General features: G+C 65.5%; 27 protein-coding genes. 23 read left to right on the forward strand and 4 right to left on the reverse strand.

What is annotated here, in order from left to right; all coding sequences use genetic code 11:
• Positions 1 to 6 precede the first annotated feature (6 nt).
• A complete protein-coding gene (locus SPHV1_RS00745; protein WP_054944237.1) occupies positions 7 to 279 on the forward strand; it encodes a DUF1294 domain-containing protein in 273 nt (90 codons plus the stop codon).
• 41 nt (positions 280 to 320) lie between these two features.
• On the opposite strand, the gene SPHV1_RS00750 is transcribed toward SPHV1_RS00745, so the two are convergent.
• The 3 genes from SPHV1_RS00750 to ccmA form a co-directional block, all read right to left on the reverse strand.
• Positions 321 to 770, reverse strand: coding sequence for a hypothetical protein (locus tag SPHV1_RS00750; protein ID WP_054944238.1), 450 nt, complete (start codon positions 768 to 770; stop codon positions 321 to 323).
• 321 nt (positions 771 to 1,091) lie between these two features.
• Positions 1,092 to 1,751, reverse strand: coding sequence for a heme exporter protein CcmB (locus tag SPHV1_RS00755; protein WP_054944239.1), 660 nt, complete (start codon positions 1,749 to 1,751; stop codon positions 1,092 to 1,094).
• A complete protein-coding gene (gene ccmA / locus SPHV1_RS00760; RefSeq protein WP_054944240.1) occupies positions 1,748 to 2,326 on the reverse strand; it encodes a heme ABC exporter ATP-binding protein CcmA in 579 nt (192 codons plus the stop codon). The genes SPHV1_RS00755 and ccmA overlap by 4 nt, the downstream gene beginning before the upstream one ends.
• A gap of 14 nt (positions 2,327 to 2,340) precedes the next feature.
• On the opposite strand from ccmA, the gene SPHV1_RS00765 reads away from it, so the two are divergent.
• Both SPHV1_RS00765 and SPHV1_RS00770 read left to right on the forward strand, forming a co-directional pair.
• The gene (locus SPHV1_RS00765; protein ID WP_255352244.1) at positions 2,341 to 2,673 is read left to right on the forward strand and encodes a 4a-hydroxytetrahydrobiopterin dehydratase; all 333 of its coding nucleotides are present in this window, start codon (positions 2,341 to 2,343) and stop codon (positions 2,671 to 2,673) included.
• Between the two features lie 18 nt (positions 2,674 to 2,691).
• A complete protein-coding gene (locus SPHV1_RS00770) occupies positions 2,692 to 3,798 on the forward strand; it encodes an acyltransferase (protein ID WP_054944242.1) in 1,107 nt (368 codons plus the stop codon).
• Here SPHV1_RS00770 and SPHV1_RS00775 read toward each other — a convergent pair whose 3' ends face one another.
• Positions 3,799 to 4,416, reverse strand: a complete 618-nt coding sequence (locus SPHV1_RS00775) for a DNA-3-methyladenine glycosylase (protein ID WP_054944243.1) — start codon at positions 4,414 to 4,416, stop codon at positions 3,799 to 3,801.
• 105 nt (positions 4,417 to 4,521) lie between these two features.
• Between SPHV1_RS00775 and ddmB the strand changes: the two genes are divergently transcribed.
• From ddmB to ftsA, 20 genes are all read left to right on the forward strand, one after another.
• The gene (ddmB, locus tag SPHV1_RS00780) at positions 4,522 to 4,839 is read left to right on the forward strand and encodes a dicamba O-demethylase ferredoxin subunit DdmB (protein ID WP_054944244.1); all 318 of its coding nucleotides are present in this window, start codon (positions 4,522 to 4,524) and stop codon (positions 4,837 to 4,839) included.
• 82 nt (positions 4,840 to 4,921) lie between these two features.
• On the forward strand, positions 4,922 to 5,932 hold the full coding sequence (locus tag SPHV1_RS00785) for a cysteine synthase A (protein WP_054944245.1): 1,011 nt from the start codon (positions 4,922 to 4,924) through the stop codon (positions 5,930 to 5,932).
• Between the two features lie 40 nt (positions 5,933 to 5,972).
• On the forward strand, positions 5,973 to 6,329 hold the full coding sequence (locus SPHV1_RS00790) for a hypothetical protein (protein ID WP_054944246.1): 357 nt from the start codon (positions 5,973 to 5,975) through the stop codon (positions 6,327 to 6,329).
• Positions 6,319 to 7,104 carry a GldG family protein gene (locus SPHV1_RS00795; RefSeq protein WP_231634358.1) on the forward strand — a complete coding sequence of 262 codons (786 nt, stop codon included), beginning with the start codon at positions 6,319 to 6,321 and terminating at the stop codon, positions 7,102 to 7,104. Before SPHV1_RS00790 ends, SPHV1_RS00795 begins: the two co-directional genes overlap by 11 nt.
• A 330-nt stretch (positions 7,105 to 7,434) precedes the next feature.
• Positions 7,435 to 7,932: a division/cell wall cluster transcriptional repressor MraZ gene (locus SPHV1_RS00800; protein WP_054944247.1), complete on the forward strand. Its 498-nt coding sequence runs from the start codon at positions 7,435 to 7,437 to the stop codon at positions 7,930 to 7,932.
• Positions 7,929 to 8,948, forward strand: coding sequence for a 16S rRNA (cytosine(1402)-N(4))-methyltransferase RsmH (gene rsmH / locus SPHV1_RS00805; RefSeq protein WP_054944248.1), 1,020 nt, complete (start codon positions 7,929 to 7,931; stop codon positions 8,946 to 8,948). Before SPHV1_RS00800 ends, rsmH begins: the two co-directional genes overlap by 4 nt.
• A complete protein-coding gene (locus SPHV1_RS00810; RefSeq protein WP_054944249.1) occupies positions 8,945 to 9,496 on the forward strand; it encodes a hypothetical protein in 552 nt (183 codons plus the stop codon). The genes rsmH and SPHV1_RS00810 overlap by 4 nt, the downstream gene beginning before the upstream one ends.
• Entirely contained in the window at positions 9,493 to 11,268 is a 1,776-nt protein-coding gene (locus SPHV1_RS00815) for a penicillin-binding protein 2 (RefSeq protein ID WP_054944250.1), read from the forward strand. The genes SPHV1_RS00810 and SPHV1_RS00815 overlap by 4 nt, the downstream gene beginning before the upstream one ends.
• A complete protein-coding gene (locus SPHV1_RS00820) occupies positions 11,265 to 12,728 on the forward strand; it encodes a UDP-N-acetylmuramoyl-L-alanyl-D-glutamate--2,6-diaminopimelate ligase (protein WP_054944251.1) in 1,464 nt (487 codons plus the stop codon). Before SPHV1_RS00815 ends, SPHV1_RS00820 begins: the two co-directional genes overlap by 4 nt.
• 6 nt (positions 12,729 to 12,734) lie before the next feature.
• Entirely contained in the window at positions 12,735 to 14,231 is a 1,497-nt protein-coding gene (murF, locus tag SPHV1_RS00825; protein ID WP_054944252.1) for a UDP-N-acetylmuramoyl-tripeptide--D-alanyl-D-alanine ligase, read from the forward strand.
• Positions 14,232 to 14,247: 16 nt separating this feature from the next.
• On the forward strand, positions 14,248 to 15,318 hold the full coding sequence (gene mraY, locus SPHV1_RS00830) for a phospho-N-acetylmuramoyl-pentapeptide-transferase (RefSeq protein WP_054944253.1): 1,071 nt from the start codon (positions 14,248 to 14,250) through the stop codon (positions 15,316 to 15,318).
• A 10-nt stretch (positions 15,319 to 15,328) separates the two neighbouring features.
• Positions 15,329 to 16,663 (forward strand): UDP-N-acetylmuramoyl-L-alanine--D-glutamate ligase, encoded by a 1,335-nt coding sequence (murD, locus tag SPHV1_RS00835; RefSeq protein WP_054944254.1) that lies wholly within the window; start codon positions 15,329 to 15,331, stop codon positions 16,661 to 16,663.
• Entirely contained in the window at positions 16,663 to 17,859 is a 1,197-nt protein-coding gene (locus tag SPHV1_RS00840) for an FtsW/RodA/SpoVE family cell cycle protein (protein ID WP_054944255.1), read from the forward strand. The genes murD and SPHV1_RS00840 overlap by 1 nt, the downstream gene beginning before the upstream one ends.
• Positions 17,856 to 19,040, forward strand: coding sequence for an undecaprenyldiphospho-muramoylpentapeptide beta-N-acetylglucosaminyltransferase (gene murG / locus SPHV1_RS00845; RefSeq protein WP_054944256.1), 1,185 nt, complete (start codon positions 17,856 to 17,858; stop codon positions 19,038 to 19,040). The genes SPHV1_RS00840 and murG overlap by 4 nt, the downstream gene beginning before the upstream one ends.
• A complete protein-coding gene (murC, locus tag SPHV1_RS00850; RefSeq protein ID WP_054944257.1) occupies positions 19,037 to 20,446 on the forward strand; it encodes a UDP-N-acetylmuramate--L-alanine ligase in 1,410 nt (469 codons plus the stop codon). The genes murG and murC overlap by 4 nt, the downstream gene beginning before the upstream one ends.
• On the forward strand, positions 20,443 to 20,667 hold the full coding sequence (locus SPHV1_RS00855; protein WP_054944258.1) for a hypothetical protein: 225 nt from the start codon (positions 20,443 to 20,445) through the stop codon (positions 20,665 to 20,667). The genes murC and SPHV1_RS00855 overlap by 4 nt, the downstream gene beginning before the upstream one ends.
• Positions 20,667 to 21,593 carry a UDP-N-acetylmuramate dehydrogenase gene (gene murB / locus SPHV1_RS00860; RefSeq protein WP_079731178.1) on the forward strand — a complete coding sequence of 309 codons (927 nt, stop codon included), beginning with the start codon at positions 20,667 to 20,669 and terminating at the stop codon, positions 21,591 to 21,593. The genes SPHV1_RS00855 and murB overlap by 1 nt, the downstream gene beginning before the upstream one ends.
• The gene (locus tag SPHV1_RS00865; RefSeq protein ID WP_054944260.1) at positions 21,590 to 22,561 is read left to right on the forward strand and encodes a D-alanine--D-alanine ligase; all 972 of its coding nucleotides are present in this window, start codon (positions 21,590 to 21,592) and stop codon (positions 22,559 to 22,561) included. The genes murB and SPHV1_RS00865 overlap by 4 nt, the downstream gene beginning before the upstream one ends.
• Positions 22,558 to 23,490 (forward strand): cell division protein FtsQ/DivIB, encoded by a 933-nt coding sequence (locus SPHV1_RS00870; RefSeq protein WP_054944261.1) that lies wholly within the window; start codon positions 22,558 to 22,560, stop codon positions 23,488 to 23,490. The genes SPHV1_RS00865 and SPHV1_RS00870 overlap by 4 nt, the downstream gene beginning before the upstream one ends.
• Positions 23,490 to 24,770 (forward strand): cell division protein FtsA, encoded by a 1,281-nt coding sequence (gene ftsA, locus SPHV1_RS00875; protein WP_054944262.1) that lies wholly within the window; start codon positions 23,490 to 23,492, stop codon positions 24,768 to 24,770. Before SPHV1_RS00870 ends, ftsA begins: the two co-directional genes overlap by 1 nt.
• The last annotated feature ends 120 nt before the right edge of the window (positions 24,771 to 24,890 follow it).

Raw genomic sequence — 24,890 nt, forward strand, 5'->3', positions numbered from 1 at the left:
CACTCCATGGACTGGATCGTGGCGGGCGCCTTGTGGCTGGCGCTGATCAACTTCGTGACCTTCGCCAGCTTCGGTTTCGACAAGGCGAGGGCTCGCCGTGGCGGGCGACGGGTGCCGGAATTCGACCTGCTGATGATGGCACTGCTCGGCGGAAGCCCGGCCGCTTTCGCGGCCCGGATGGCTTTCCGGCACAAGACCCGCAAGCAGCCGTTCTCATGGCGGCTTTGCCTGATCGCCGCCCTGCAGGTCGGCGCCCTGATCGGGCTGCTCTTCGTCTAGGCGCCCTGCGCCTCTGGCGCGACTGGCAGCCGGTTACCTGTTCATGAGGATCGGGGCGTGTGGCTGATGGCCGGTTCCTGCGGAAAGATCCCGGCTACTGCGAGCGCGGTGCCGAGCTTCGATAGCGTCTCGAGAACGTCTCCTACGCTTTCCTCGAGCACGAGCAGTTCCAGCGTCTCTCGAGTCGCGCCGGGTCCGCGATCGCGCAGTGAGGTCACGAGTTCGAGAATCACGGCTTCGTGCTCGGAGACATGATCGCAGGCCAGGGGGCAGAAGGCGAAAGTCTCCAGCGCATCGCGGTTGAACAGCAGCATGGCGCGGTGGAATGACTGGAGGCCGCCGATCATCCGCCAGCGCGCGAAAGCCGGCGCCAGCGTCTGTGCGGGACAGCGCTTGCTGGCGATGGCCGTTACCCATGCCCGCATCGACCAGACGAGGAAGCGGCAACCTTCATCGAGGGTGCTGAGGGGGCGGTCGACATATTGATACATCAGGCAGTCTCCGAGGGGTTGCAAATGCGAATGATTATCATTAGCTAGTGATACGTGGCTGACGCGCTTCGTCAAGCCCCTCAGGAGCGGCAATTGTCATGGGTTGTCGTTCTCATCCTGCACCTTGGCCGGGGCCGCCCTCCAGTGACCCACCCAACGCCCCGGCCAACTTTTCCCACCTTATGAGTCCGATATCCCGGGGTTCTGCCCGGTTTTTGCGCAAGGTTGTCCACAGGCGATGGCCAGGCGCAGCACGATGCCTGCCTCTCGCCGGCTCCCGATCGACTCGAATGGTGGAGTGGGGGCAGGGCCCGGCGGGTGTCAGCCGCGTGCGGCGCGCACCGCGGCGCCACCGGCGAAGGGCGCGATGGCCAGCAGGACGAGGCTGGCCGCGGCGGTGAGCGCAAGGCCGCTTTCGCCGCCCAGCGACAGGCTGCCCGCGCCGAAGATCAGCAGTGGCACGGCCATCGGGATCACCAGCAGTCCGGAGAGCGCCGCGCCTCCGCGCAGCCCTGCCGTCAGCGCTGCCACGGTTACGCCAAGGGCCGCAAGCCCGGGTGTGCCCGCCAGCAACCCGATCTCGACGATCCGCAGCGTCTCGGCATCGATGCCCAGCAGCGCCGAGGCGGGCAGGGCAGCCAGCATGAGCGGCGGCCCGAAGCTCAGCCAGTGGGCCAGCACCCGAACGGTAATCACCATTTCCTCGGAAATGCCGCGCAGGGCCCACTGGTCGAACATGCCCTGCTCGATGTCGGGCTCCACCAGGCGGTCCAGCGGCAGGATCGCGGCGAGCAGGGCTGCCACCCAGATCACGCCGCCGCCGGTGCGGGCGAGCAGGCGGGCATCGGGGCCCACGGCAAAGGGATAGAGCATCGCTACCGACAGGAAGAACAGGATCGGCAACAGGGCGCCGCCCCCGCGTCCGCCCAGCAGCAGGCGTGCGACGTCGCGGCGCAGCAGTGCGGAGAAACGGCCGCTCATGCCGCGAAGTCCGCCAGAGCCAGCTTTTCCATGCCGGGCAGGGAAAAGGGCTGGTGCGATGCGATCAGGGCGATCCCGCCGGCCGCGCAGTGTTCCGCCGCCAGCTGCTCGGTCAGTTCCACGGCATGGCCGTCGAGCCCGTTGAGCGGTTCGTCGAGCAGCCAGATCGGGGCCTTCTGCCCGATCAGGCGTGAGAGCGCCGCGCGCTTCTTCTGGCCGGTGGAAAGGTAGCGCACCGGCACGTCGAGCAGGTCGGCAAGACCCAAACGCGACAGTTCGTTGCCCACCGCCCCGTCGATCCCCTGCCAGAAGGTCAGGGCCTTGCCGAGCGGGAGGTGCGGGTCGAGCGCCGGGCGTTCATCGACGAGGCCGATGGTGCCTTGCGATTCGACCGAACCGGCAAAAGCGGGGGCAAGGCCGGCGACGATGCGCAGCAGGCTCGATTTGCCGATGCCGTTGCTGCCTGCAACCTGCAGCGCCTGCCCCGCGTTGAGCGACAGGGAAAGATTACGGAACAATAGCCTGTCCCCACGTCGACACGCGAGATCCCGGACGACGATAAAGGCCTCTTGCATGGAGGCAGTCGATAGTGGAAAGGCGGCGAACTGCCAAGGAGACCATAATGGCAATAGAGCGACTATCTGGCGCGAAGTTGGACGAGGTGCTGGCCGGCTTGCCGGGATGGTCGCTTCGCGAGGATGGGCTGGCCATTATCCGCGAGCTTAAGTTCGCGGATTTCAACGAGGCTTTCGGGTTCATGACCCGGGTCGCGATCCAGGCCGACAAGGTCGATCACCATCCCGAATGGTTCAACGTCTACAATCGGGTCGTGGTGACGCTCACGACTCACGATGCCGACGGCTTGAGCCAGCGCGACGTGGATCTGGCGTCGTTCATCGACAGCCTCGCTCCGGCAACCTGATCCTTCCGGTCTCGCTCCATGGATGAGCGTTTCCTCAACCGGCCACTTTCGGTGGTCTTCGATTTCCTGCGCTTCGGCGCAGCGCTGCTCGTCGCCCTGGGCCATGCGGTGCAACTTGGGCTATACGCCGGGGACTTTCCTTTCGGCGTGCGCATGCAGCACTATTGCGTCATCGTCTTCTTCGTCCTGTCGGGTCTGGTAATCAGCAGCTCGGTGCTGGGTGGGCGATCGGACCTGCGCCGCTTCGCGATCTCCCGGATCTCGCGGATCCTGCCCGTGGCGGTCCCGGCGCTGCTGTTCGGGCTGCTGGCCGCCTATGTGCTGGCGGGACCGGCCTATGTGCCCATCGACAACAGTCCCAACGAAGCGGCCGAAGTTGCCGAGCGCTTCATTCCACCGCTGGCCTTCGTCAGCGCCTGGCCGGGCATGCCCGCGCCGGTCTGGAATCCGCCTTATTGGTCGCTGTGCTACGAAGTCTGGTATTACGCGATCTTTGCGCTGGCCTTTTTCCTGCGCGGTCGGGCACGCTATGTTGCCACGGCGGTTGCCTGTCTCGCGGCTGGGCCTTCGATCCTGCTGCTCATGCCGGTGTGGCTTGTCGGTGTCGCGTTGACCCATTTCGGTCTCGTGCGGCGCGTGCCGATCGCGCTCGCGCCGATTCTCCTCGTCCTGTGCCCGTTTCTGGCGCTGCAGCTATTCGAGATCGACCGCGAGGTACTGATTCCCTTTCTCAAGTCATGGTGGCCGTTTGCGATCCAGTGGTCGGTCTGGGCGATTGCCGATCTGGCGATGGCGCTCATCATGGTACTGGGCATTCTGGCTGCGCGGCCTCTCGTTACCGCGCTGGAGCCGCAGGTCATGCGGCTTGCCGGGCTGGCTCAGGGCCTCGCCGGGTTTTCCTTCACGCTGTACCTGTTCCATTGGCCGCTCATCCAGCTCCTGCTCTCGCACGGCTTCGGGCGAACCGAGAGCGTTTCGGAGTTTGCGGCGCTGCTGGCCCTGGTGGTCGGTACTTGCGCCTTGATCTCGATTCTTACCGAGCGTCAGTCGCCCCGGCTGCGGCGCTGGATCGAGGCAAAGTTTCCCGCACGGGCCAGCCTGCCGGTCACGATCCTGCCGGCCTGATCAGAGGGCGGCGTTATTGTAGCAGTGCCAGGTAAAGATGGCTGCGCTGCCGCGGTGCGGGCGCCAGGCCTCTGCCAGTTCGCGGGTTTCCTTTTCGCTCGGACGCGCGTCGAGCCCGAGGATCCGGTGCAGCCCGGCCTGCACGGCAAGGTCACCGGCCGGCCAGATGTCCGGGCGGCCCTCGGCGAAGAGAAGATAGATTTCGGCAGACCAGCGGCCGATGCCCTTGATCTGCACCAGTTCTGCAATCGCTGCCTCGTCGTCTTCCGGCAGGTTTTCGAGGTCGAGCGCGCCGGCTACGACCAGTTCGCAAAGCGAGCGTGCGTAACCCTGCTTCTGGCGCGAAAGGCCGCAGCCGCGCAGGGCGTCGAAGTCGGCAGCCAGCAGGGCATCGGGCGGCAGGTCTGTGCCCAGCATCGCCTCGAGCCGGGACCAGACCGAAGCGGCCGCCGCCACGCTGACCTGCTGGCCGACGATCGTACGCAGCAGTGTCGCATAGCCGCGCTGGCGAATCCGCGGTTCGGGATAGCCCGCAAGGGCCAGTGCCCGCGCAATCCCGGGCTCTCGCGCCGCAAGAGCATCAAGTCCAAGTTTAATGGCGTTGGCGTTCAGGCCCATGCTTCGATTGCCTTGCAAATGGTCTGCGCCGCGATTAGCAGCCTAGGCCAAGTGCTGAAACACGCCAGATTGCGATATATCGAGTTTTAAAGGGGACCCCTGAGAATGCCGCAGATTACCGTCGTCAACCAGTCGGGTGAAGAATCCAGCGTCGAGGCGAGTGAAGGCCGCACCCTGATGGAAGTCATCCGCGACAGCGGTTTTGACGAACTCCTGGCGCTTTGCGGCGGCTGCTGCTCGTGCGCGACCTGCCACGTCCACATCGACCCGGCCTTCATGGACAAGCTGCCGGAGATGAGCGAAGACGAGAACGACCTGCTCGACAGCTCGGACCACCGCAACGAGTACTCGCGTCTCTCGTGCCAGATTCCGGTCACCGGCGCCCTCGAAGGCATCAAGGTGACGATCGCGCAGGAAGACTGATTCGCCGCGCTGGAAGTTTGAATTGAGGGGGGTAAGGCGCAATTCGTTTGCGCCTTGCGCTCCGACTTCCTAATTCCCCGTCATGACCGCACCGCAAGCCAAACGCTCGACGCTCGATCTTATCGGCAACACGCCGCTTGTCCTGCTGAAGGGACCAAGCGAGGCTGCCGGTTGCGAGATCTGGGGCAAGTGCGAATTCGCCAATCCGGGTGCCTCCGTGAAGGACCGTGCGGCGCTCTGGATCGTGCGCGATGCCGAAGCGCGCGGAACACTGCAGCCGGGCGGCACGATCGTCGAGGGTACGGCGGGCAACACCGGTATCGGCCTTGCGCTCGTCGCCAATGCGCTGGGCTACAGGACCGTGATCGTCATGCCCGAGACGCAGTCGCGCGAGAAGATGGACACGCTGCGTGCGCTGGGTGCCGAACTGGTTCTCGTACCGGCGGCGCCTTTCTCCAACCCCGGGCACTTCGTGCATACCTCGCGCCGCCTGGCCGAGGAAACCGAGAACGCGGTCTGGGCCAATCAGTTCGACAACATCGCCAATCGCAAGGCGCACATCGAATCGACCGCGCCCGAGCTGTGGGAGCAGATGGGCGGTCGGATCGACGGCTTCACTTGCGCGGCAGGCACCGGCGGCACGATCGCAGGCACCGGCCTTGGCCTCAAGGCGCTCGACGAGAAGGTGACGGTCGCGCTGACCGATCCCCACGGCGCGGCGCTCTACAACTATTATGCCTGCGGTGAACTGAAGGCCGAAGGCTCCTCGGTTGCCGAAGGCATAGGGCAGGGTCGCATCACCGCCAACCTCGAAGGCGCCCCGATCGACACCCAGTTCCGCATCTCCGACGAGGAGGGACTGGAATGGGTGACGCGCCTGCTGGCCGAAGAGGGCCTGTGCCTTGGCCTGTCCTCCGGCATCAACGTTGCGGGCGCGGTTGCGCTGGGCAAGCAGCTGGTGGCCCAGGGCAAGGCCGATGCGCGCGTGGCGACGATCCTGTGCGACACGGGCTTCCGTTATCTGTCCACGCTTTACAACCCTGAATGGCTGGAAGCGAAGGGTCTGCCGGTCTTCCCTTGGTTGGCAAGGTAAGTTAGAACTCCTGCCGATGGCAGGGCAATATCCGCCTCCTATGGTCGAACCGATCACGACCCCGCAGCACTATGTGCCGCCTTCTGCGCGCGATTTGCGCTCGCAGGCGGTCCATCGCCTGCAGGTGGGCGCCTTTGGGCTGTGCGCGATGCTGCTGCTGGTCGGCCTTGCCAACATCATTACCGACCGGGTGGACCGCAATACCGATCAGGCCGATCCGATCCACGAGGTCGTGGCGGTGGACGCAAGGCCCAAGAAGGCCGCATCCGATCCGCTGGCCGACATCGGCGTTGTCCCGGCGTCGGATCCGACGCCGACGCCCACCCCGACTGTAACGGCCGCACCCCGACCCGCGCCGATGCAGAGCGGAGAGGCTGCACCTCTCGTTGATCAATAGTCGAACGGTGCTGTTTGCGCTGCTGGCGCCGTGTCTCGCACTGGCGGGATGCAACCTGCTGGGCAGTTCGGACGCAGCGGGGAAAAGTGGGGAGGCGCAAAAGCCCGCAGGGCTGGGTGTCTATTCGAGCCTGCCGCTGCTCTGGGGTGAAAGCGACGATATCCGCGGATTTTTGTCGGACGGGCAGGAGCAGGGCTGGGCCCATGCCTTCATCCAGGCTCAGGACGGGCTCGTGCCGTTGGACCATCTGGCCGACGCTTCGGGGGTACTGCCGCTGGCGAAGGATCACGTCCTGTTGCTCGCGCAGCCGCGGCCCCTTACGCCGCAGGAGAACGTCGCGCTGGACGATTGGGTTAATGCCGGGGGCAGGGTGCTGCTCTTTGCCGATCCCATGCTCACCGCCCATTCGATCTTCGCGCTGGGCGATGCCCGGCGACCGCAGGACATCGCGATGCTTTCGCCGATCCTCGGGCGATGGGGCCTTCAGCTCGAGTTCGACGAATCGCAGCAGCCCGGTGAGCGCCTTGTCGATATCAAGGAGGGCGCGGTCCCGGTGAACCTGCCCGGTCGCTTCCGGATCAGGCCGGAAGATGGTTCCTGCACACTGGAAGCGGCGGGTTTCCTTGCCGAATGCCGAGTGGGGAAAGGACGGGTCATTGCGCTGGCGGATGCCGCCTTGTTCGATGACTCGCACGATCCCCGCGATGCGCAAAGACGCCGCAAGCTTCTGGAAACGCTGCTGGCCCGGGTTTCGGTGGGGATCGGACGGGAATAATCGGTGTGAACCGGGGATGGCGCGGGCGGGACCGCTCGTTCGATAAATTATCAATTTAAAACAATAAGTTGAATAGTTCGTAATTTCGTGTTCCGGCACGGAAGTCGCGTGCTGTCCCCGCATTTCGTCGCAAATTCGGCGGAAAAATCCCGCCAATCCCCGATTTTCCCTTTCGTCCCCAAATTTCCCGCGATACAAAGGCGACCAATCGGAATGGTTGAGTCTCGCCGTGTTCATGCGTGAGCACGGAACCCGATGGCGTGAGCGCGCAGTCGGGGCGGGGTCAGTCATTGTTCCGAGACTTGGACCCTCAGGGGGAAATGGGGCGGCATGGCTGGGCAGCCATACATCTACAACGGACAGGGCTTTTCGCTTCAACGCGACAAGAACCGTTTCGTGCTGCCCAACGTCTTTCGCGGCACCGTGCGCGAATCCAGCGGCAAGGATCTGGTCTGCCTGATGCCGCACGATCGCTGGCCCTGCCTCATGGGTTTCGGCCTCTCGCGCATTGCTGACTTCGAGCAAGAGCTCAAGGAAATGCAGGACATTGCCCTGCGCGCCGGCAAGGAATTCGACGCGGAGAAGCGCGCCAGCGACATCTATTCCTCCTACGAAGTCCCTTTCGACGGCAGCGGTCGCTTCGTTCTGCCCGACGATCTCGTCGCGCTCGCCGAAATCTCCGACCAGCTCTACTTCCGCGGCAACGGCAAGTTCTTCACCGTTTGGGCGCCCGAACAGCTCTACGCGATGGAAGACGACTGGAAGGCGGCGAAGACCGCCTGCCGCAGCCTTGCGGAAAAGGAACTGGCAAAGGCGCGCAAGAAATGACGGCGCCCCAAGACCATACGCCCGAGCACTCCGAGGAGCACGTTCCCCATGTCCCGGTGCTTCTCGACGAAGTCGTCGCCGCCCTGAACCCCCAGGGCGGCGACGTCATCGTGGATGCCACTTTCGGTGCGGGCGGCTACACCCGGCGGCTGCTCGACGCCGGGGCGACGGTCCATGCCTTCGATCGCGATCCCGATGCCATTGCCGCCGTTGAACGCAACCGTGGAAAATGGCCCGAGCTGGACAGCGATCCGCCGCGCCTCGTCTTGCACCCGCGCCGCTTCTCGGAAATGGTCGAGGGCTTGGGAGAATCCGGCGTTTCCGGCGTGGATGGCGTCGTCATGGACATTGGTGTTTCCTCGATGCAACTGGATCAGGCGGAGCGCGGCTTCGCCTTCGGTTCCGACGGCCCGCTCGACATGCGTATGTCGCAGCAGGGGCTTTCGGCGGCCGACTTCCTGAACGAGGCGGACGAGGCCGAGATCGCCGACGTGCTCTACCTCTACGGGGAAGAGCGTCAGTCGCGCCGGATCGCCCGCGCCATCGTCGCCGCACGGCCGCTGACCACGACCGGGGAACTGGCCCGGGTGGTGCGCAAGGCGCTTGGCTACAATCCGAAGTACAAGGGCGCAAATGCCCCGAAGGATCCGGCAACGCGGACCTTCCAGGCCATACGAATCCATGTGAACGGAGAGCTCGACGAGCTCGATGCAGGCCTTTCGGGCGCAGAAAACCTGCTCAATCCGGGCGGCCGTCTGGCGGTCGTCACCTTCCACAGCCTCGAAGACCGCAAGGTGAAGCGCTTCCTGCGCGACGCCAGCGGCGGCGGGGCGTCCACCTCCCGCCACCTGCCGCAGGTTGGCGGTGGTGTGGTGGCCACTTTCACCAAGCTGTCGAAAGCGATCCGGCCTGGCGAGGCCGAACTCGACGCCAACCCCCGATCCCGATCCGCCACCCTGCGCAGCGCCGTGCGCACCGATGCCCCCGCCAGAGATACCCACAGGAGCGCAGCATGAACCTCACCCGCGATCGCGTACATTCGATCGGCTGGATCTCGGTGCTGCTGGTCTGCGGTGCGATGACGATCGGCCTGACCCTGCGGGTCAACGCGGTGAAGAGCCAGGTGCACGATGCCGAGAAGAGCATCGTCTACGTGCAGCGCGACATCGACTTCCTCGAGACCGAGTTCCAGACCCGCTCGAACCAGCAGGCGCTCAAGCAGCTCAACGACCTGGAGTTCGGCTACAAGGCGCCGGTGGCAGGGCAGTACATCGAGGGTGAGCGCCAGCTTGCCGCGCTGGGCAAGGCGGCTGCGCCGGGCGCGCCCGAGCCGATCCGTTACGCCAACGCCGAAGTGCCCGCCGACAAGGATTCGGGCGGTTCGCTGCTGGCGATGGTCTCACCGGTCAGCGGTGCCACCGCTGCCGTGCCCGAAAAAGCGGAAAAGTCGCAGGAAGCGGCGACCAAGGATCTCGATCCCGAGCTCAAGGCTCTCAAGCATGACGCAGCCAGCCTGAGCAAGCGCCTGGCCCGCATCGAACTGGCGGAGGCTGCCCAGCAGTGACCGCGATTGCGATCCCGACAACGATATCGTCAGGAAGACGCAAGCTCGTCAACGTCCGCCAGCGCTCGCTGCTTGTCGCCAAGCTGCGCACGCTCTGGATTCTGGGCGTTTTCGTGCTTGTGGGCACCTGCGCGTTGCTCAGGATCGTCTATCTCGGGATGACCGGGGTTTCCACGCACGACGGTAGCCTCTCCGACCTTCTCGTGCCCGACAGGGGTGAAATCGTCGATCGCAACGGCGTGCCGTTGGCGCGTGAGTTCCGGGCCTATTCGCTGTGGTTCAATCCGCGCGCGATGACCGAGGGGGCGTCGCTGATCCACACGCCCGACGAAGTGGCCGACGGCCTGCTGCGCATCTTCCCCGATCTGGACCGTGCTCTGGTGCTCGAGCGCCTGAAGTCCGGCAAGGCGGGTTACATCCGCAAGTCGATCCTTCCCGATGACGCTAACAAGGTCCATGCGCTGGGCGAACCGGCGCTGGAGTTCCCGCTCGAGGCGACGCGCTACTACCCGCAGGGCTCGATGGCCGCACACGTGCTCGGCTATGTCGACAGTTACGGCAAGGGCAAGGTCGGCATGGAAGAAGCTTTCGACGACCAGCTCGTTTCGCCCGAAGGCCGCACGCATCCTGCCGTGCTCTCGATCGACTTTCGTGTGCAGAGCGCACTGGAAGACGAACTCGGCCGCGCCATGGCGGAATCGCAGGCAAAGGGCGCTGGCGGGGTGATTCTCGATGTCGATACCGGCGAAGTGCTGGCGCTCGCTTCGCTCCCCTCGTTCGACCCGAACCACGTCAAGCCGACCGACATGGTCATTTCCGAAGAGCAGGCCAAGCTCGGCGAAGTGCCCCACGGCTTCAACCGCGTGACCAACCAGGTCTACGAACTGGGGTCCACGTTCAAGCCGCTGGCTGTGGCATCGGCGATGGATGCCGGCACGATCACCGATCTCGGCCGTCGCTGGTCGGCGCACCCGCTTCACCTCGGTCGCTTCACGATCAAGGATAGCCACTCGATGGGCGATTCGCTCAACGTGGCCGAAACCCTGATCCATTCCTCGAACGTGGTGACCGCGCAGATTGCCGACGAACTGGGCGGCGTGCGTCTCAAGAAGACGATGGAAGCGCTGGGCATGGACCGGCGTCCCGACATCGAGCTTCCGGCGCGCGGCTTCCCGATCTGGCCCAAGGGCGAATGGCCGCGCCTGCGCACGATGACGGTGTCCTACGGTCACGGCATTGCCGTTACCCCGTTGCACCTCGCCAGCGCCTATGCCGCGCTCGTCAATGGCGGGATCTGGCGTCCGGCGACGCTCAGGAAGCTCGATCCGTCGGACGTTCCGGCAGGGCACCGTGTGTTCAAGGCGTCGACCAGCGCGCGCAGCCGCCAGCTCCTGCGCATGATCGTGCGCTACGGTACCGGCCGCAAGGCCGACGCGCCGGGCTTCCGCATCGGCGGCAAGACCGGCTCGGCCGAAAAGCCCGGCGCAGGCGGCTATCGCCATCACTCGCTGATCTCGACCTTCGCCTCGGCCTTCCCGATGGACAAGCCGCGCTTTGTCGTGATCGCCATGCTCGACGAGCCGCAGGGTACGCAGGCCACGTCCTTCCAGCGCACGGCGGCCTGGAACGCAGCGCCGGTCATCGGCCGCGTCGTCCCGCGCATCGGCCCGATCCTCGGCATCATGCCCGACGAAACGCGCGATATCGACATTTCCGATCTCAAGCCGCTCATCCCCAATGAAGTGCGTGCGTCAGAGGCTGACGGCGAATGAAACTGACCGATCTTTGCACTGCAGCGGGCATCGCCCTGACCGAAAGCGGCGAGGCGACCGTAACCGGGTTCGCCATCGATCATCGCAAGGTCGCGCCCGGCACGGTCTTCGGCGCGTTCCGCGGCGCGAAGTTCAATGGCGAGGATTTCATCGCCGCCGCCATCGAGGCCGGCGCGGTTGCGGTTGTCGCCGCGCCCGATGCACGGGTCGAAGGCGCGATCCACTTTGCCGACGCTGAACCGCGCGGGCTCTTCGCCCGGCTGGCGGCCCAGTTCTTCACGCCCGTGCCGCAGACGCTGGTCGCGGTGACCGGCACCAATGGCAAGACCTCCACGGTCGAACTGACGCGCCAGATCTGGCGCATGGCCGGCATTCGTGCGGCGTCGATCGGCACGCTGGGCGTAACCACCAGCGAAGAGACGGTTTCGACCGGGCTGACCACGCCCGATATCGTCACCTTCCTCGGGAACCTCTCAGGCCTGGCGCGTGAGGGCGTAACGCACGTTGCCTATGAGGCATCGAGCCACGGCCTTTCGCAGTTCCGCATCGAGGGGCCGCGCGTCGCAGCCGGCGCCTTCACCAATCTCAGCCGCGACCACCTCGACTATCATGCGACGATGGAAGAGTACTTCGCCGCGAAGATGCGTCTGTTCGACGAAGTGGTGGTTGACGGAGGCACGGCGGTCGTCTGGGCGGACGATGCGTGGTCCGACAAGGCGATCGAGCATGCCGGCAAGCGCGGACTGAAGCTGTTTACCGTCGGCACGAAGGGCGAGCATATCCGCCTTCTTGGCCGCACGCCCGGTGGGCTCGGGCAGAAATTGGAGATTGCGTACGCAGGCACCAACCATACCATCGATCTGCCGCTGATCGGCGCATACCAGGCTGCCAATTCACTGGTCGCGGCGGGTCTGGTCCTGGCGACCGGAGGCGAGGCGCATGCCACTTTCGATGCGCTCAAGCGCCTGCAGACCGTTCGCGGCCGCATCGAGCGCGCGGCGATCACGCCGTCCGGCGCGCCGGTCTATGTCGACTACGCGCATACGCCCGATGCACTGGAAGCAGCGATTGCCGCGCTTCGGCCCCACGTCGCCGGGCGCCTGATCGTCGTCTTCGGCGCGGGCGGCGACCGCGACACGGGCAAGCGCCCGGAAATGGGCAAGGTAGCGGCGCAGGGCGCGGATCTCGCGATCGTCACCGACGATAACCCTCGCGGCGAAGATCCCGCCGCGATCCGGTCCATGATCCTGGCAGGCATACAGGGCAAGGGCAGGGAAATCGGCGACAGACGGGAGGCGATCGGTGCCGCCGTCGAGGCCGCCGCAGCCGGCGATATCGTCCTGATCGCCGGCAAGGGACATGAGCAAGGACAGATAATCGGCAGCGGCGCAGATGTGCGCGTCCTGCCATTCGACGACGTCACGGTTGCCAGGGAAATGGCTGGCGCACTGGGGAGGTAGAAGACGATGAACGCTGTTGCCCGGATTCTCGACTGGCCTGCTGAACTGTCGGATGAGAACCCGTCTGCGCTGTGGGATGCGGTTTCGATCGCGCGCGCGGTCAAGGGCACGGCGAACGCCGAATTTACCGTTTCCGGCGTCGAAATCGATAGCCGCGACGTCCAGCCCGGAGACCTGTTCTTTGCCTTGAAGGGCGAAAGCATGGACGGCCACCGTTTCGTTGAGATGGCCTTCGCCAAGGGCGCGGCGGCCGTCGTCGTCGACCGTCCCGTGGACGGTCCGCACATCCTGGTGAAGGACACGACCGAGGCGCTGGAGAAGCTGGGCGCGGCCGCCCGCCTGCGCGCGCGCGGCCCGATCATCGGCGTGACCGGGTCGGTCGGCAAGACGGGCGTCAAGGAATCGATTTTCGCAGCGCTCGATCGCTCCAGCCGTGGCGACGCGCACCGTTCGGTCAAGAGCTACAACAACCATGTCGGGGTGCCCCTCAGCCTTGCGCGCATGCCCGGTCGCGCGCGCTTCGGCATCTTCGAGATGGGTATGAATCACGCGGGCGAGATCGCCGCGCTGACCCGGCAGGTGCGCCCGCACGTTGCGGTGATCACGACCATCGCCCCGGCGCATATCGAGATGCTGGGCTCCGAGGAAGCGATCGCCGATGCCAAGGCCGAGATCTTCCAGGGCCTTGAAGAAGGTGGCACTGCCGTCATTCCGGCGGACAGCCCGCATTTCCTGCGCCTTCGCGATGCGGCAGTGGCGTGCGGGGCGAAAGTCGTCTCTTTCGGCAAGGCCGGCGATGCGGACGTGCGCCTGCTCGATACGGTTTCGGCCATCGGCGGCGGTTCGCTGGTGACGGTCGACATGGGCGACCGGCGCGTGTGTTACACCGTTGCCGCGCCGGGCGAACACTGGGTGATGAACTCGCTTGCGGTCATGGCGGCGGTGCGCGCGGTCAAGGGAGACCTTGGCGCAGCCGGGGTTGCGCTGGCCGAAATGGGCGGTCTTCCGGGCCGCGGCGCGCGTGTCGAGATCGACGTTCCGGGCGGTGAGGCAGACGACGAGGGCCAGCGCAAGGCCCTGCTGATCGACGAGAGCTACAACGCCAACCCGGCTTCCATGCGCGCGACGCTGGCCCAGCTGGGCCGCACTCCGGCGCGGCGCCGGATCGCGGTCCTGGGTGCGATGAAGGAACTGGGCAGCCACGGTCCGGACTATCATGCCGCGCTGGCCGAACCGATCCGCGAGGCCGGAGTCGATTATGCCGTGCTCGTCGGCGAAGAGATGACGCCACTCGCGAAGGCCCTCACCGATGGGGAATTGGGGAAATCGGAAGGCGCGAAACTTGGCAAAACCGTGGCTTTCGCGCATTGCGCCACTGTAGGGGAAGCTGTCGATGCCTTGCGCGCATTCGGACTTGAGAGGGATGATGCAATCCTTGTCAAAGGTTCGAATTCGGTGGGTCTCGCTTCCCTGGTAACGGCGCTCAGCAAGCAGGAAGGGTAGGGGGTCACCCCGCAAGATGCTGTATCTTTTCGCAGAATGGTTTCATTTCGAAGGGCTGGCCAACCTCTTTCGCTACCAGTCGTTCCGCTCCGGCGCGGCGCTGATGACGGCTCTCGTCATCGGCCTGATCATCGGGCCGAAGTTCATCAACATGCTGCGAATCCGCCAGGGCAAGGGGCAGCCGATCCGTGAGGACGGCCCGCAGTCGCACCTCGCCAAGCGCGGCACGCCCACGATGGGCGGGCTGATGATCCTGATCGCGCTGATCGTGTCGATGCTGCTGTACATGGACATGTCCAACCCCTTCGTCTGGGCCTGTGTGGCCGTGACGGTGGGCTTCGGCGCCATCGGTTTCTTGGACGACTACGACAAGGTCTCGAAGAGCAGCCACAAGGGCGTGCCCGGAAGGGTGCGTCTGGCGATGGAATTCGTGGTCGCCGGCATTGCCGCCTACATTATCGTCAGCCAGCTCAACACGAACCTCTATGTGCCGTTCCTCACGGGTCGCTACATTCCTCTGGGGCCGTTCTACTACGTCTTCGCCGCCTTCGTGATCGTCGGCGCAGGCAATGCCGTGAATCTGACGGACGGTCTGGACGGTCTTGCGACGATGCCGGTGATTATCGCTGCAGGCACGTTCGCGATCATCTGCTACCTGGCCGGCCGCGTCGACTATGCGACCTACCTTGGCATTCCCCACGTGCCGCGTGCCGGTGAACTGGCGATCTTCTGCGCCGGGATCATGGGCGCAGGGTTGGCCTTCCTGTGGTTCAACGCACCTCCCGCGGCTGTCTTCATGGGCGATACCGGCAGCCTTGCGCTGGGCGGGGCGCTGGGCGCAATCGCCGTTGCCGCGCACCACGAGATCGTGCTTGCCGTCGTCGGCGGCCTGTTCGTCCTCGAAGCGGTTTCGGTTATCATCCAGGTCTTCTGGTTCAAGCGGACCGGAAGGCGCGTGTTCCGCATGGCACCGATCCACCACCACTTCGAACAGAAGGGCTGGAAGGAATCGACGGTCGTGATCCGCTTCTGGATCATCTCGATCGTGCTTGCCGTAATCGGCCTGTCCACGCTGAAGCTGCGATAAGGGGACAGGCGTGATCGTCTCCCCCGCCTTTGCCGGTAAACGATACGCGGTCCTTGGGCTTGCCCGCTCGGGGATGACCGCCGTCGAGACCCTGCTGGCCAGCGGGGCGCACGTGATGGCCTGGGATAACCGAGACGAGCCCCGGCAGGTGCTGGCCGGCCGCGTCGAGCTGGCCGACCCGGTGACGGCGGATATTTCCGGCTACGACGGCGTGGTCGTCTCGCCCGGTATTCCGCTCAACCGCCATCCCATCGCCTCGGCCGCGCAGCGTGCCGGGGTTCCGGTCATCGGCGATATCGAGCTTTTCGCGCTGGCGCGGTCCAGCCTGCCTGCCCATCGCGTTGTCGGCATCACCGGTACCAACGGCAAGTCGACCACTACCTCACTGGTCCATCACCTGCTGGAAAAGGCCGGTGTGCCCGTGCGCATGGGCGGCAACATCGGCGTGCCCATCCTCGGCACCGATCCGCTTCCCGAGGGCGGAGTCTATGTACTGGAGCTTTCCAGCTACCAGATCGACCTGACGCAAAACCTCGATTGCGAAGTGGCCGCGCTGCTCAACATCACGCCCGACCACCTCGACCGCTACGACGGCTTTGCGGCCTACGCGGCGTCCAAGGCGCGGCTCTTCACGATGCAGGGCGCAGGGCATGACGCGATTTTCGGCAGCGGCGATGCGGAAACAGCCGCCATCGCCAGTGCCGAGGCCGACCGGCGCGGCCTCGATCATGTCCGCGTCGTCGATGGCGCCAAGCTCACGACGCTCCAGAAGAAGTGGCCTTCGCTGCAGGGGCCGCACAACCTGCAGAATGCGGCCGTTGCCGTTGCCATCGTCGAGGCGCTCGGCATCAAGCCGGAGCAATGGAAGCGCGCCATACGCACCTTTCGCGGACTGCCGCACCGCATGGAGCGCGTCGCCGAGGCCGATGGCGTTTTCTACATCAATGACAGCAAGGCGACGAACCCGGCTTCGGCGGCTCCGGCGCTGGCCGCGTTCCCGCCCGACCCGGAACCGCGCATCCACTGGATCGTCGGCGGTCTGCCCAAGGGCGACGACCTTGACGAGTGCGCGCCCTATTTCGGCAACCTCGCAGCGGCCTATACCATCGGCGATGCCGGACCGCGCTTTGCCGAGATTCTCGCCCCCCATACGCGGGTCCATCGCAGCGAGATGATGGCCGAGGCGATCCGTGAGGCCATGGCCGCGGCCAAGCCGGGCGACGTGGTGATGCTGTCCCCGGCCTGCGCCAGTTTCGACCAGTTCCGCGACTATGAGGCGCGCGGCGAAGTCTTCCGCCAGATCGTCGAGGCGCTGCTTGCGCCCGAGGAAGAGGAGGAAGCCTGATGGCGACCGCAGCTCCGGGCTCCAATTCGCGCGCCGCCCGCTACAACCGCAATCGCCGCAGCGAACTGGCGATCTGGTGGCAGGAAATCGACCGCGCGGTGCTGGCCATCGTGCTGATCCTCATGGGCATCGGCGCGGTCGCTGTGGCCGCAGGCTCGCCGGCCAGCGCCAAGCGGCTGTCAACGGCGCATGAGCGCCTGCCGGAACTGCACTTCTTCTACCTGCACATGCGCTGGCAGTTGATCGGCCTCGCCGCGATGTTCTGGGCCTCGACCCGGACCAAGGACAGCGCCCGACGCATCGGCATCCTGATGGCGGGGGCCATGCTGTTCCTGCTGGTGCTGGTGCCTTTCGTCGGTTCCGAAGTGAACGGGGCGCGGCGCTGGATCCGTCTCGGTGTCTCGATCCAGCCGTCCGAGTTCCTCAAGTGCGGCTACCCGATCCTGCTGGCCTGGATCCTTTCGTGGCGCGCGCGCGATCCGAACATTCCCGTCGTCGGAATCTGTTTCGCGGTCATGGCGCTGCTCGGCGCACTGCTCATGGCCCAGCCGGACTTCGGTTCGACCATGCTGTTCGGCGGCACCTTTTTCGTGCTGATCCTGCTTTCAGGCATTCCGCTCAAGCGCATCGGTATCTTCGCGGGTGCCGGCCTGGTGGGCATCGTCCTGATGTACTTCACCTATGAGAACGGCCGGAACCGTATCGACAACTTCCTGTTCGGCGGCACCGCCTTCGACCAGGTCGACCTTGCCGAACGTACCCTGCTGAACGGGGGCTGGTCCGGGCTGGGCTTCTGGATGGGCACGCGCAAGTTCGCGCTGCCCGAAGCGCATACCGACTACATCTTTTCCGTCATCGGCGAGGAATTCGGACTGATCGCGTGCATCGTGATCGTCCTGCTTTATATTGCCGTGCTGACCCGCATCCTGCTGCGCCTCGTCGACGAGGAAGACCTCTTCACCGTGCTGGCCGCCTCGGGCCTTGCCGCCCAGTTCGGCGGACAGGCCTTCATCAACATCCTCGTCAATCTGCAGCTTTTCCCGTCCAAGGGCATGACCCTGCCGCTGATCAGCTACGGTGGTTCGTCCACCGTCGCCGTCTGCCTGGCGATGGGGCTGCTACTGGCGATTACCCGGCGAAATCCGTACATCAAGCGCGAACGCTTTTCGCTTCGCGCCATCGGAGACAATTCATGAGTCAGGTCAGCCGCCACTACGTTCTCGCCGCGGGCGGGACGGGCGGACACCTCATTCCCGCTTTCGCGCTTGCCGCCGAGCTCGACCGGCGCGGGCACCACGTTGCGCTCATCACCGACGAGCGCGGTGCGGCGATTCCCGGAAAGCCGGATTTCCTGCCTGCGCACGTGCTGCCGCCCGGCCGCATTGCCGGCAAGAACCCGGTCAACTGGCTCAAGGGCGCGCGCGGCATTCTCGATGGCCGCCAGATGGCGCTGCGCCTGTTCGACAGCTTCGAGCCTTCGGCCGTCGTCGGCTTCGGCGGCTATCCTGCCATGCCGACGCTGCTGGCCGCCACGGCTGCCAGGATCCCGACCGTGCTGCATGAACAGAACGCCGTGCTGGGCCGCGTGAACCGCTACTTCGCGGGCAAGGTCGATGCCATCGCCACGTCCTGCGAGGAAGTCGACCGTCTCGATCCCAGGCATGCAGGCAAGGTGACGCTCGTCGGCAATCCGGTACGCAGCGAAGTGCTCACGCTTCGCGACGAGCCGTTCCCGGATTTCACCGAGGACAGCCTGTTCCGCATTCTCGTGACCGGCGGCAGCCAGGGCGCGCGCGTGCTTTCGCAGGTCGTGCCGGATGGCCTGGCCATGTTGCCGCCCGCTCTGCGCTCGCGCCTGCAGGTCATCCAGCAGTGCCGCCCCGAGGATATCGAGGCCGTGCGCGAACGCTATGCCAGCCACGGCATCCCCGCCGAACTGGCGACCTATTTCGAGGACATGGACCAGCGTCTGGCCTCTGCCCACCTGTTCATCGGACGGGCAGGAGCTTCGACCATCGCCGAGCTGACCGCGGTCGGCCGTCCCGCCATTCTCATCCCGTTGCCGATCGCGACCGACGACCATCAGGCCGCCAACACGCGTGAGATCGTCGCTGCGGGCGGGGCCCGCTCGATCCGGCAGGAGGGCTTCACCGGCGCCACGCTCGCCAAGCAGATACAGGCCATGGCCCAGCATCCCGAGACTCTTGCCAATGCCGCCCATGCGGCCTGGAACTGCGGCTATCCCAATGCCGCGCGCGATCTGGCCGATCTGGTCGAAAGCTTCGGCGCGGCCCCGATCATGGACGTGATCCGCATGGACAGGAAGGCAACCCCTGCCAACGGCAACGAGGCACTGGCCCGGGAGCCTGCACTGTGAAGGGCGTCGGCACGGATATCGGCACGATTCACTTCGTGGGCATCGGCGGCATCGGCATGTCCGGCATTGCCGAAGTCATGCACAACCTGGGCTATTCGGTGCAGGGCTCCGACATTGCCGAGGGCTACGTAATCGACGGCCTGCGCAAGCGCGGGATCAAGGTGATGATCGGCCATGCCGGTGAGAACGTCGCCGGGGCCGCAGTCGTCGTCACGTCCACGGCGGTGAAGCGCGATAATCCCGAAGTGGTCTATGCGCTCGAACACCGCATCCCCGTGGTGCGCCGCGCCGAGATGCTGGCCGAGCTGATGCGGCTGAAGAACACTGTCGCCGTCGCCGGCACCCACGGCAAGACGACGACGACCTCGATGGTCGCGGCCCTGCTCGACGCGGGCGGCATCGACCCTACCGTGATCAACGGCGGCATCATCAATTCCTACGGTTCGAACGCCCGTCTCGGCGCGTCGGACTGGATGGTGGTGGAAGCCGACGAAAGCGACGGCTCGTTCCTGCGTCTCGACGGCACGCTCGCCGTTGTCACCAACATCGATCCCGAACACCTCGACCATTACGGATCTTTCGAGCGTGTGAAGGAAGCCTTCGTCGAGTTCATCGAGAACGTACCGTTCTACGGCGCGGCGCTGCTGTGCATCGATCATCCCGAAGTGCAGGGCGTGATCTCCAAGGTCCGCGACCGCCGCGTGGTGACCTATGGCTTCTCCGCGCAGGCCGACATCCGCGGCGAGAACGTGATGCCGATCCCGGGCGGCAACCGCTTCGACGTAGCCCTGCGCCAGCGCGACGGTTCGTTCCGCCGGATCGCGGGGATCGAACTGCCGATGCCCGGTCGCCACAACGTCCAGAACGCGCTGGCGGCCGTCGGCGTGGCTGTCGAGATGGGCTGCTCGGACGAGTGCATCAAGGGCGGCTTCGCCAAGTTCGGCGGGGTAAAGCGCCGCTTCACCAAGGTCGGCGAAGTCGACGGGGTGGCGATCATCGACGATTACGGCCATCACCCGGTTGAGATCCGCGCTGTCCTTGCCGCCGCACGCGAGGGCGTGAAGGGCCGGGTCATCGCCGTCGTCCAGCCGCACCGCTTCACGCGCCTGCGCGATCACATGGATGAGTTCCAGACCGCCTTCAACGATGCCGATGTGGTCTATGCCAGCCCGGTCTATGCTGCCGGCGAGCAGCCGATCGAGGGCGTCGACAGCGCCGCCATGGTGGAGGGCATGAAGTCGCGCGGACACCGTTCCGCGCAGGTCATCGCAGGCCCGGGCGAACTGGCCGACGCGCTGGCAGCCACGGCGCAACCCGGGGACATGGTCGTGTGTCTGGGCGCCGGCGACATCACCAAGTGGGCCGCGGGCCTGGCCGACGAGATCCGATCGCGGAGGACGGCGTGAACCTGTTCAACCCTCTCGATTGGCTGGAGCTGGTTTCAGAATCCCATCGCCACCACATCGAAGCCTTGCAGAAGTACGTCGAGGCCAGTCAGGCCTCGATCGACCCTGCCCGCAAGGAAGAGGCCGGGGAATTGCTCGGCCAAGCCAACGAGAAGGCGCGCGAGGCGGCTGAGGGACTGGCGCGCGCGCAGTGGGCGTGGCTCGGGATGTGGCGGTTCTGATGGAAGCCCTGTTTCCTTCCGTTTCCGGCAAGCTGACTGCCAATGCGCCGCTGGCCCCGCTCGTCTGGTTCAAGTCGGGCGGCGCGGCCGAGTGGCTGTTCGAGCCCAAGGACATCGACGACCTGCAGGCTTTCCTGCGCGATCTCGATCCCGCGGTGCCGGTCATGGCGCTGGGTCTGGGTTCGAACATGATCGTGCGCGACGGCGGCGTGCGCGGCGTTGTCGTGCGGCTGGGCAAGCCTTTCGCCAAGGTCGCGCGGGTCGATGAGGTGACACTGGATTGCGGAGGCGGGGCCTCGGGCATTCTCGTTTCCTCCACTGCGCGCGACAACGGGATTTCCGGCGTCGAATTCCTGCGCTCGATCCCCGGCACGGTCGGCGGCTTCGTGCGCATGAACGGCGGCGCCTATGGCGGGGAGGTCAAGGACATCCTTGTCGATTGCGACGTCGTCCTGCGTTCGGGTGAACTGGTGACGCTGGGCAATGCCGATCTCGGCTATACCTATCGCCATTCGGAACTGCCCGAAGGCGCCATCGTCGTGGCTGCGCGCTTCAGGGGGCAGCCCGGCGAACCGGCAGCGATCCAGGCGGAAATGGACCGGATATCGGCCAGCCGCGAGGCCAGCCAGCCGCTGCGCTCCAAGACCGGGGGGTCCACCTTCAAGAACCCCGAAGGGCACAAGGCCTGGCAGCTGGTCGACCGGGCGGGTTGCCGCGGGCTTCAGATCGGCGGCGCGCAGGTCAGTGAGAAACACACCAATTTCCTGATCAACACCGGCGGCGCAACAAGCGCCGACATCGAGGCGCTGGGCGAGGAAGTGCGCCGCAGGGTCCGGGAAAGCTCGGGCGTCGAGCTCGAATGGGAAATCCAGCGCGTCGGCACGCCGGCCGATGCGTCCAACACACAGCAAGCAGGTACACAGTGAGCCTTCCCAAACTTCATGTCGCGGTCCTGATGGGCGGTTGGTCTCATGAGCGGTCCGTTTCGCTGATGAGCGGCGAAGGCGTGGCCAGGGCGCTGGAGTCCAAGGGCCACAAGGTCACCCGCATCGACATGGACCGCGATGTCGCGCTGCGTCTGTCCGAAGCCAGGCCCGATGTCGTGTTCAATGCGCTCCATGGCGCGCCCGGCGAGGACGGCACGGTCCAGGGGATGATGGACCTGATGGGGCTTACCTATACCCATTCCGGCCTTGCCACCTCGGTCATCGCCATCGACAAGGAACTGACCAAGCAGGCGCTCGTGCCGCATGGCGTTCCGATGCCGGGTGGCCGCATCGTTGCCTCCAAGGAGCTGTATGAGCGCGATCCGCTGCCGCGGCCCTACGTGCTCAAGCCCGTTAACGAAGGTTCGTCGGTCGGCGTCGCCATCGTCACCGACGAGAGCAATTACGGCAATCCGATCCGGCGCGACGCGAAGGGGCCGTGGCAAGAATTCGACAACCTGCTGGCCGAGCCCTACATCCGCGGTCGCGAACTGACGACGGCGGTGATCGGCGACCGCGCCCTGCTGGTGACCGAACTGAAGCCGAAGTCGGGCTTCTACGATTTCGATTCCAAGTACACCGACGGTCTGACCGAGCACGTCTGCCCGGCCGAAATCCCCGACGAGATCGCACAGGCGTGCAAGGACCTTGCCCTGCGCGCGCATCGACTGCTCGGCTGCAAGGGCACCAGCCGATCGGACTTCCGCTGGGACGATACACAGGGCGTCGAAGGGCTGTTCCTGCTGGAAACCAACACCCAGCCGGGCATGACGCCGCTCAGCCTCGTACCCGAGCAGGCGCGGGCCTGCGGCATGGAATATGCCGACCTCGTCGAGGCGATTATCGCCGAGGCGCTGGAGGATGCGCGGGCGAAGCAAGCTGCGGGGGCAGTGAAGGGGGCTGAATGAGCCAGACGATCCGGCGCAAGTCGAAGAGCGCAAGGAAGTCCGCCGCAAGGCAGGGCACCAAGGCCAAGGTCCGGCAGGCCCGGGCGACGACCGGCTCTGCGATGGACGTCGTGATGAGCTGGCTGCCGTTCTCGGAAGACCAGCTCCACCGCATCTTCCTCATCGCGATCCTTGCCGGGGCGGGCGTGCTGGCGTGGCTGGCTGCCAGCGCCGCGGGTCTTCCGTTGATGGTTGGTGACCAGATGGCCCAGATCGCCGCGCATTCAGGCTTCGAGGTCAAGACCGTGGTCGTGCGCGGGGCCCAGAACATCAACAAGCTCAAGGTCTATGAAAAGGCTCTGGCCGAACGGAACCGGGCGATGCCCGACGTCGATCTCGAAGGGCTGCGCAGCGAGCTGCTCGAGCTTTCGTGGATCAAGGACGCGCGCGTCTCGCGACAGTTGCCCGATACGCTGGTGATCGACATCGTCGAGCGCGAGCCGCATGCGGTGCTGCGCAAGGCGGACCGCTTCGTGCTGATCGACGAATCCGGCCACGAACTGGAGGCAATCAGCCGCAAGGATGCGCAGGGTCGGCTTATCGTTTCGGGCTTCGGTGCCGGACAGCAGGTGACCCAGCTTGCACATCTTCTCGAGGCCGCGCCTGCGCTCAAGCCGCGCGTGCGCGAGGCGGAGTGGATCGGCAATCGCCGCTGGAACCTGACGTTCAAGACCGGGCAGGTGCTCGCGCTACCCGAGGGTGAAAAGCCTTCGGCCAATGCGCTGGTCACGTTCGCCCGGCTCGATGGGACCAACCGCCTGCTGGGTGGCAAGGTCGCCGCATTCGACATGCGGGCACGCGATCGCATTTACCTGCGCGTGCCCGACGAGGAAGGCAGGGAACTCGCGCTCAAGGCGGGCGCGGTTCCGCACAGTGTGGAGGCAGACTGATGGCAGGCCCGCGCATCACCCGCGTCTTCGGCGCGGTCAATATCGGTTCCTTCCGCATTTCCGCGATCGTCGCAGGCATTTCGGAAACCGGAGACATGATCGTCCTGGGCTCAGGCCATCGCGCCAGCCAGGGCATCAAGCGCGGCTACGTCACGGACATGACCGCGGCGACTTATGCCGTGCGTGATGCCATCGACCGCGCCGAGCGGATGGCCAACACTTCGGTCCAGAAAGTCTGGATCGGCTGCTCGGGGGCCGGGCTCGCCAGCCGGATCGACCAGTTCGACGCCGAAATCGGCGGTCGCCGGATCGAGCAGGAGGATATCGACCAGCTGCTCGTCAGTGCGCGCGACGTGATCCAGCCCGACGGGCGCATGGTCCTGCACGCGCAGCCGGCGCAGTACCGGCTCGATGGCGCACACGGTGTCACCGATCCCAAAGGCCTCCATGCCGAGCGCCTAGGTGTCGACATTCACGTCATGCTGGCCGACGGTGCGCCGATCCGCAACCTCACCGAGGCGGTGCAGAGCGCGCACCTCGAGGTCGAGGCGGTCGTCGGTTCGCCGATTGCGGCAGGGCAGGCCTGCCTCTCGCCCGAAGAGCGCGATCTGGGCGTCGCGCTCGTCGAATTCGGGGCGGAAGTCACCAATGTCGCGATCTATTCGGGCGGGATGCTGACCGACATGATCCCGATCCCGATGGGTTCGGCCGATATCACCGATGCGATAGCCTCGGCCTTCGGTATCCGCCGCTTCCAGGCGGAGCGCCTGAAGTGCGTTAACGGCTCGGCCATCGCCAGCCCGACCGACCATCGCGAGATGATTCCGGTCAATGCCCCGGGCGAGGAGGGCGTCGGGCCCATCGCCCGCCATGCCGACGAGAAGAACCGCATACCGCGTGCCGAACTGATCGGCGTGATTACCGGTCAGCTCGGCGCGTTGATGGAGGAAGTCAGCAAGGCGTTGAAAGCCATGCGCTTCAGCGGTCAGCGCGGCCAGCAGGTGGTTTTCACCGGCGGCGGCGCGGAGCTGGTCGGCCTTGCCGATTTCGCGCAGGCCGCGCTCGGCAAGCCGGTGCGTATCGGCCGTGTCCCGCAGCTTGCCGGGTTGGCCGAAGCCCATGTAAAGCCCGGGTTTTCAACCTTGGCCGGTCTTGTGTTATACGCCGCCGACGACCCGGTGGACATCCGCAGTCTCGGAAAGAGCCACCAGAAGACCGTCAAGTACAGTGGGCTTGGTGTGGTCGGTCGCGTCGTCAGTGCCTTGAAGGAATATTTCTGAGGCGGCCGCACGCCTTGCATTCGCGTCGGAGCAATTCGTCGCATCTTGCACTGCAGCGGCTGTGGACAAAGGTTAAGAGCGCTTTGCGTGGACGAGTCGAAGCGTGCAATCAGGCTAGTC

Source organism: Novosphingobium sp. KN65.2 (assembly GCF_001368935.1).
GTDB classification, from domain to species: domain Bacteria; phylum Pseudomonadota; class Alphaproteobacteria; order Sphingomonadales; family Sphingomonadaceae; genus Novosphingobium; species Novosphingobium mathurense.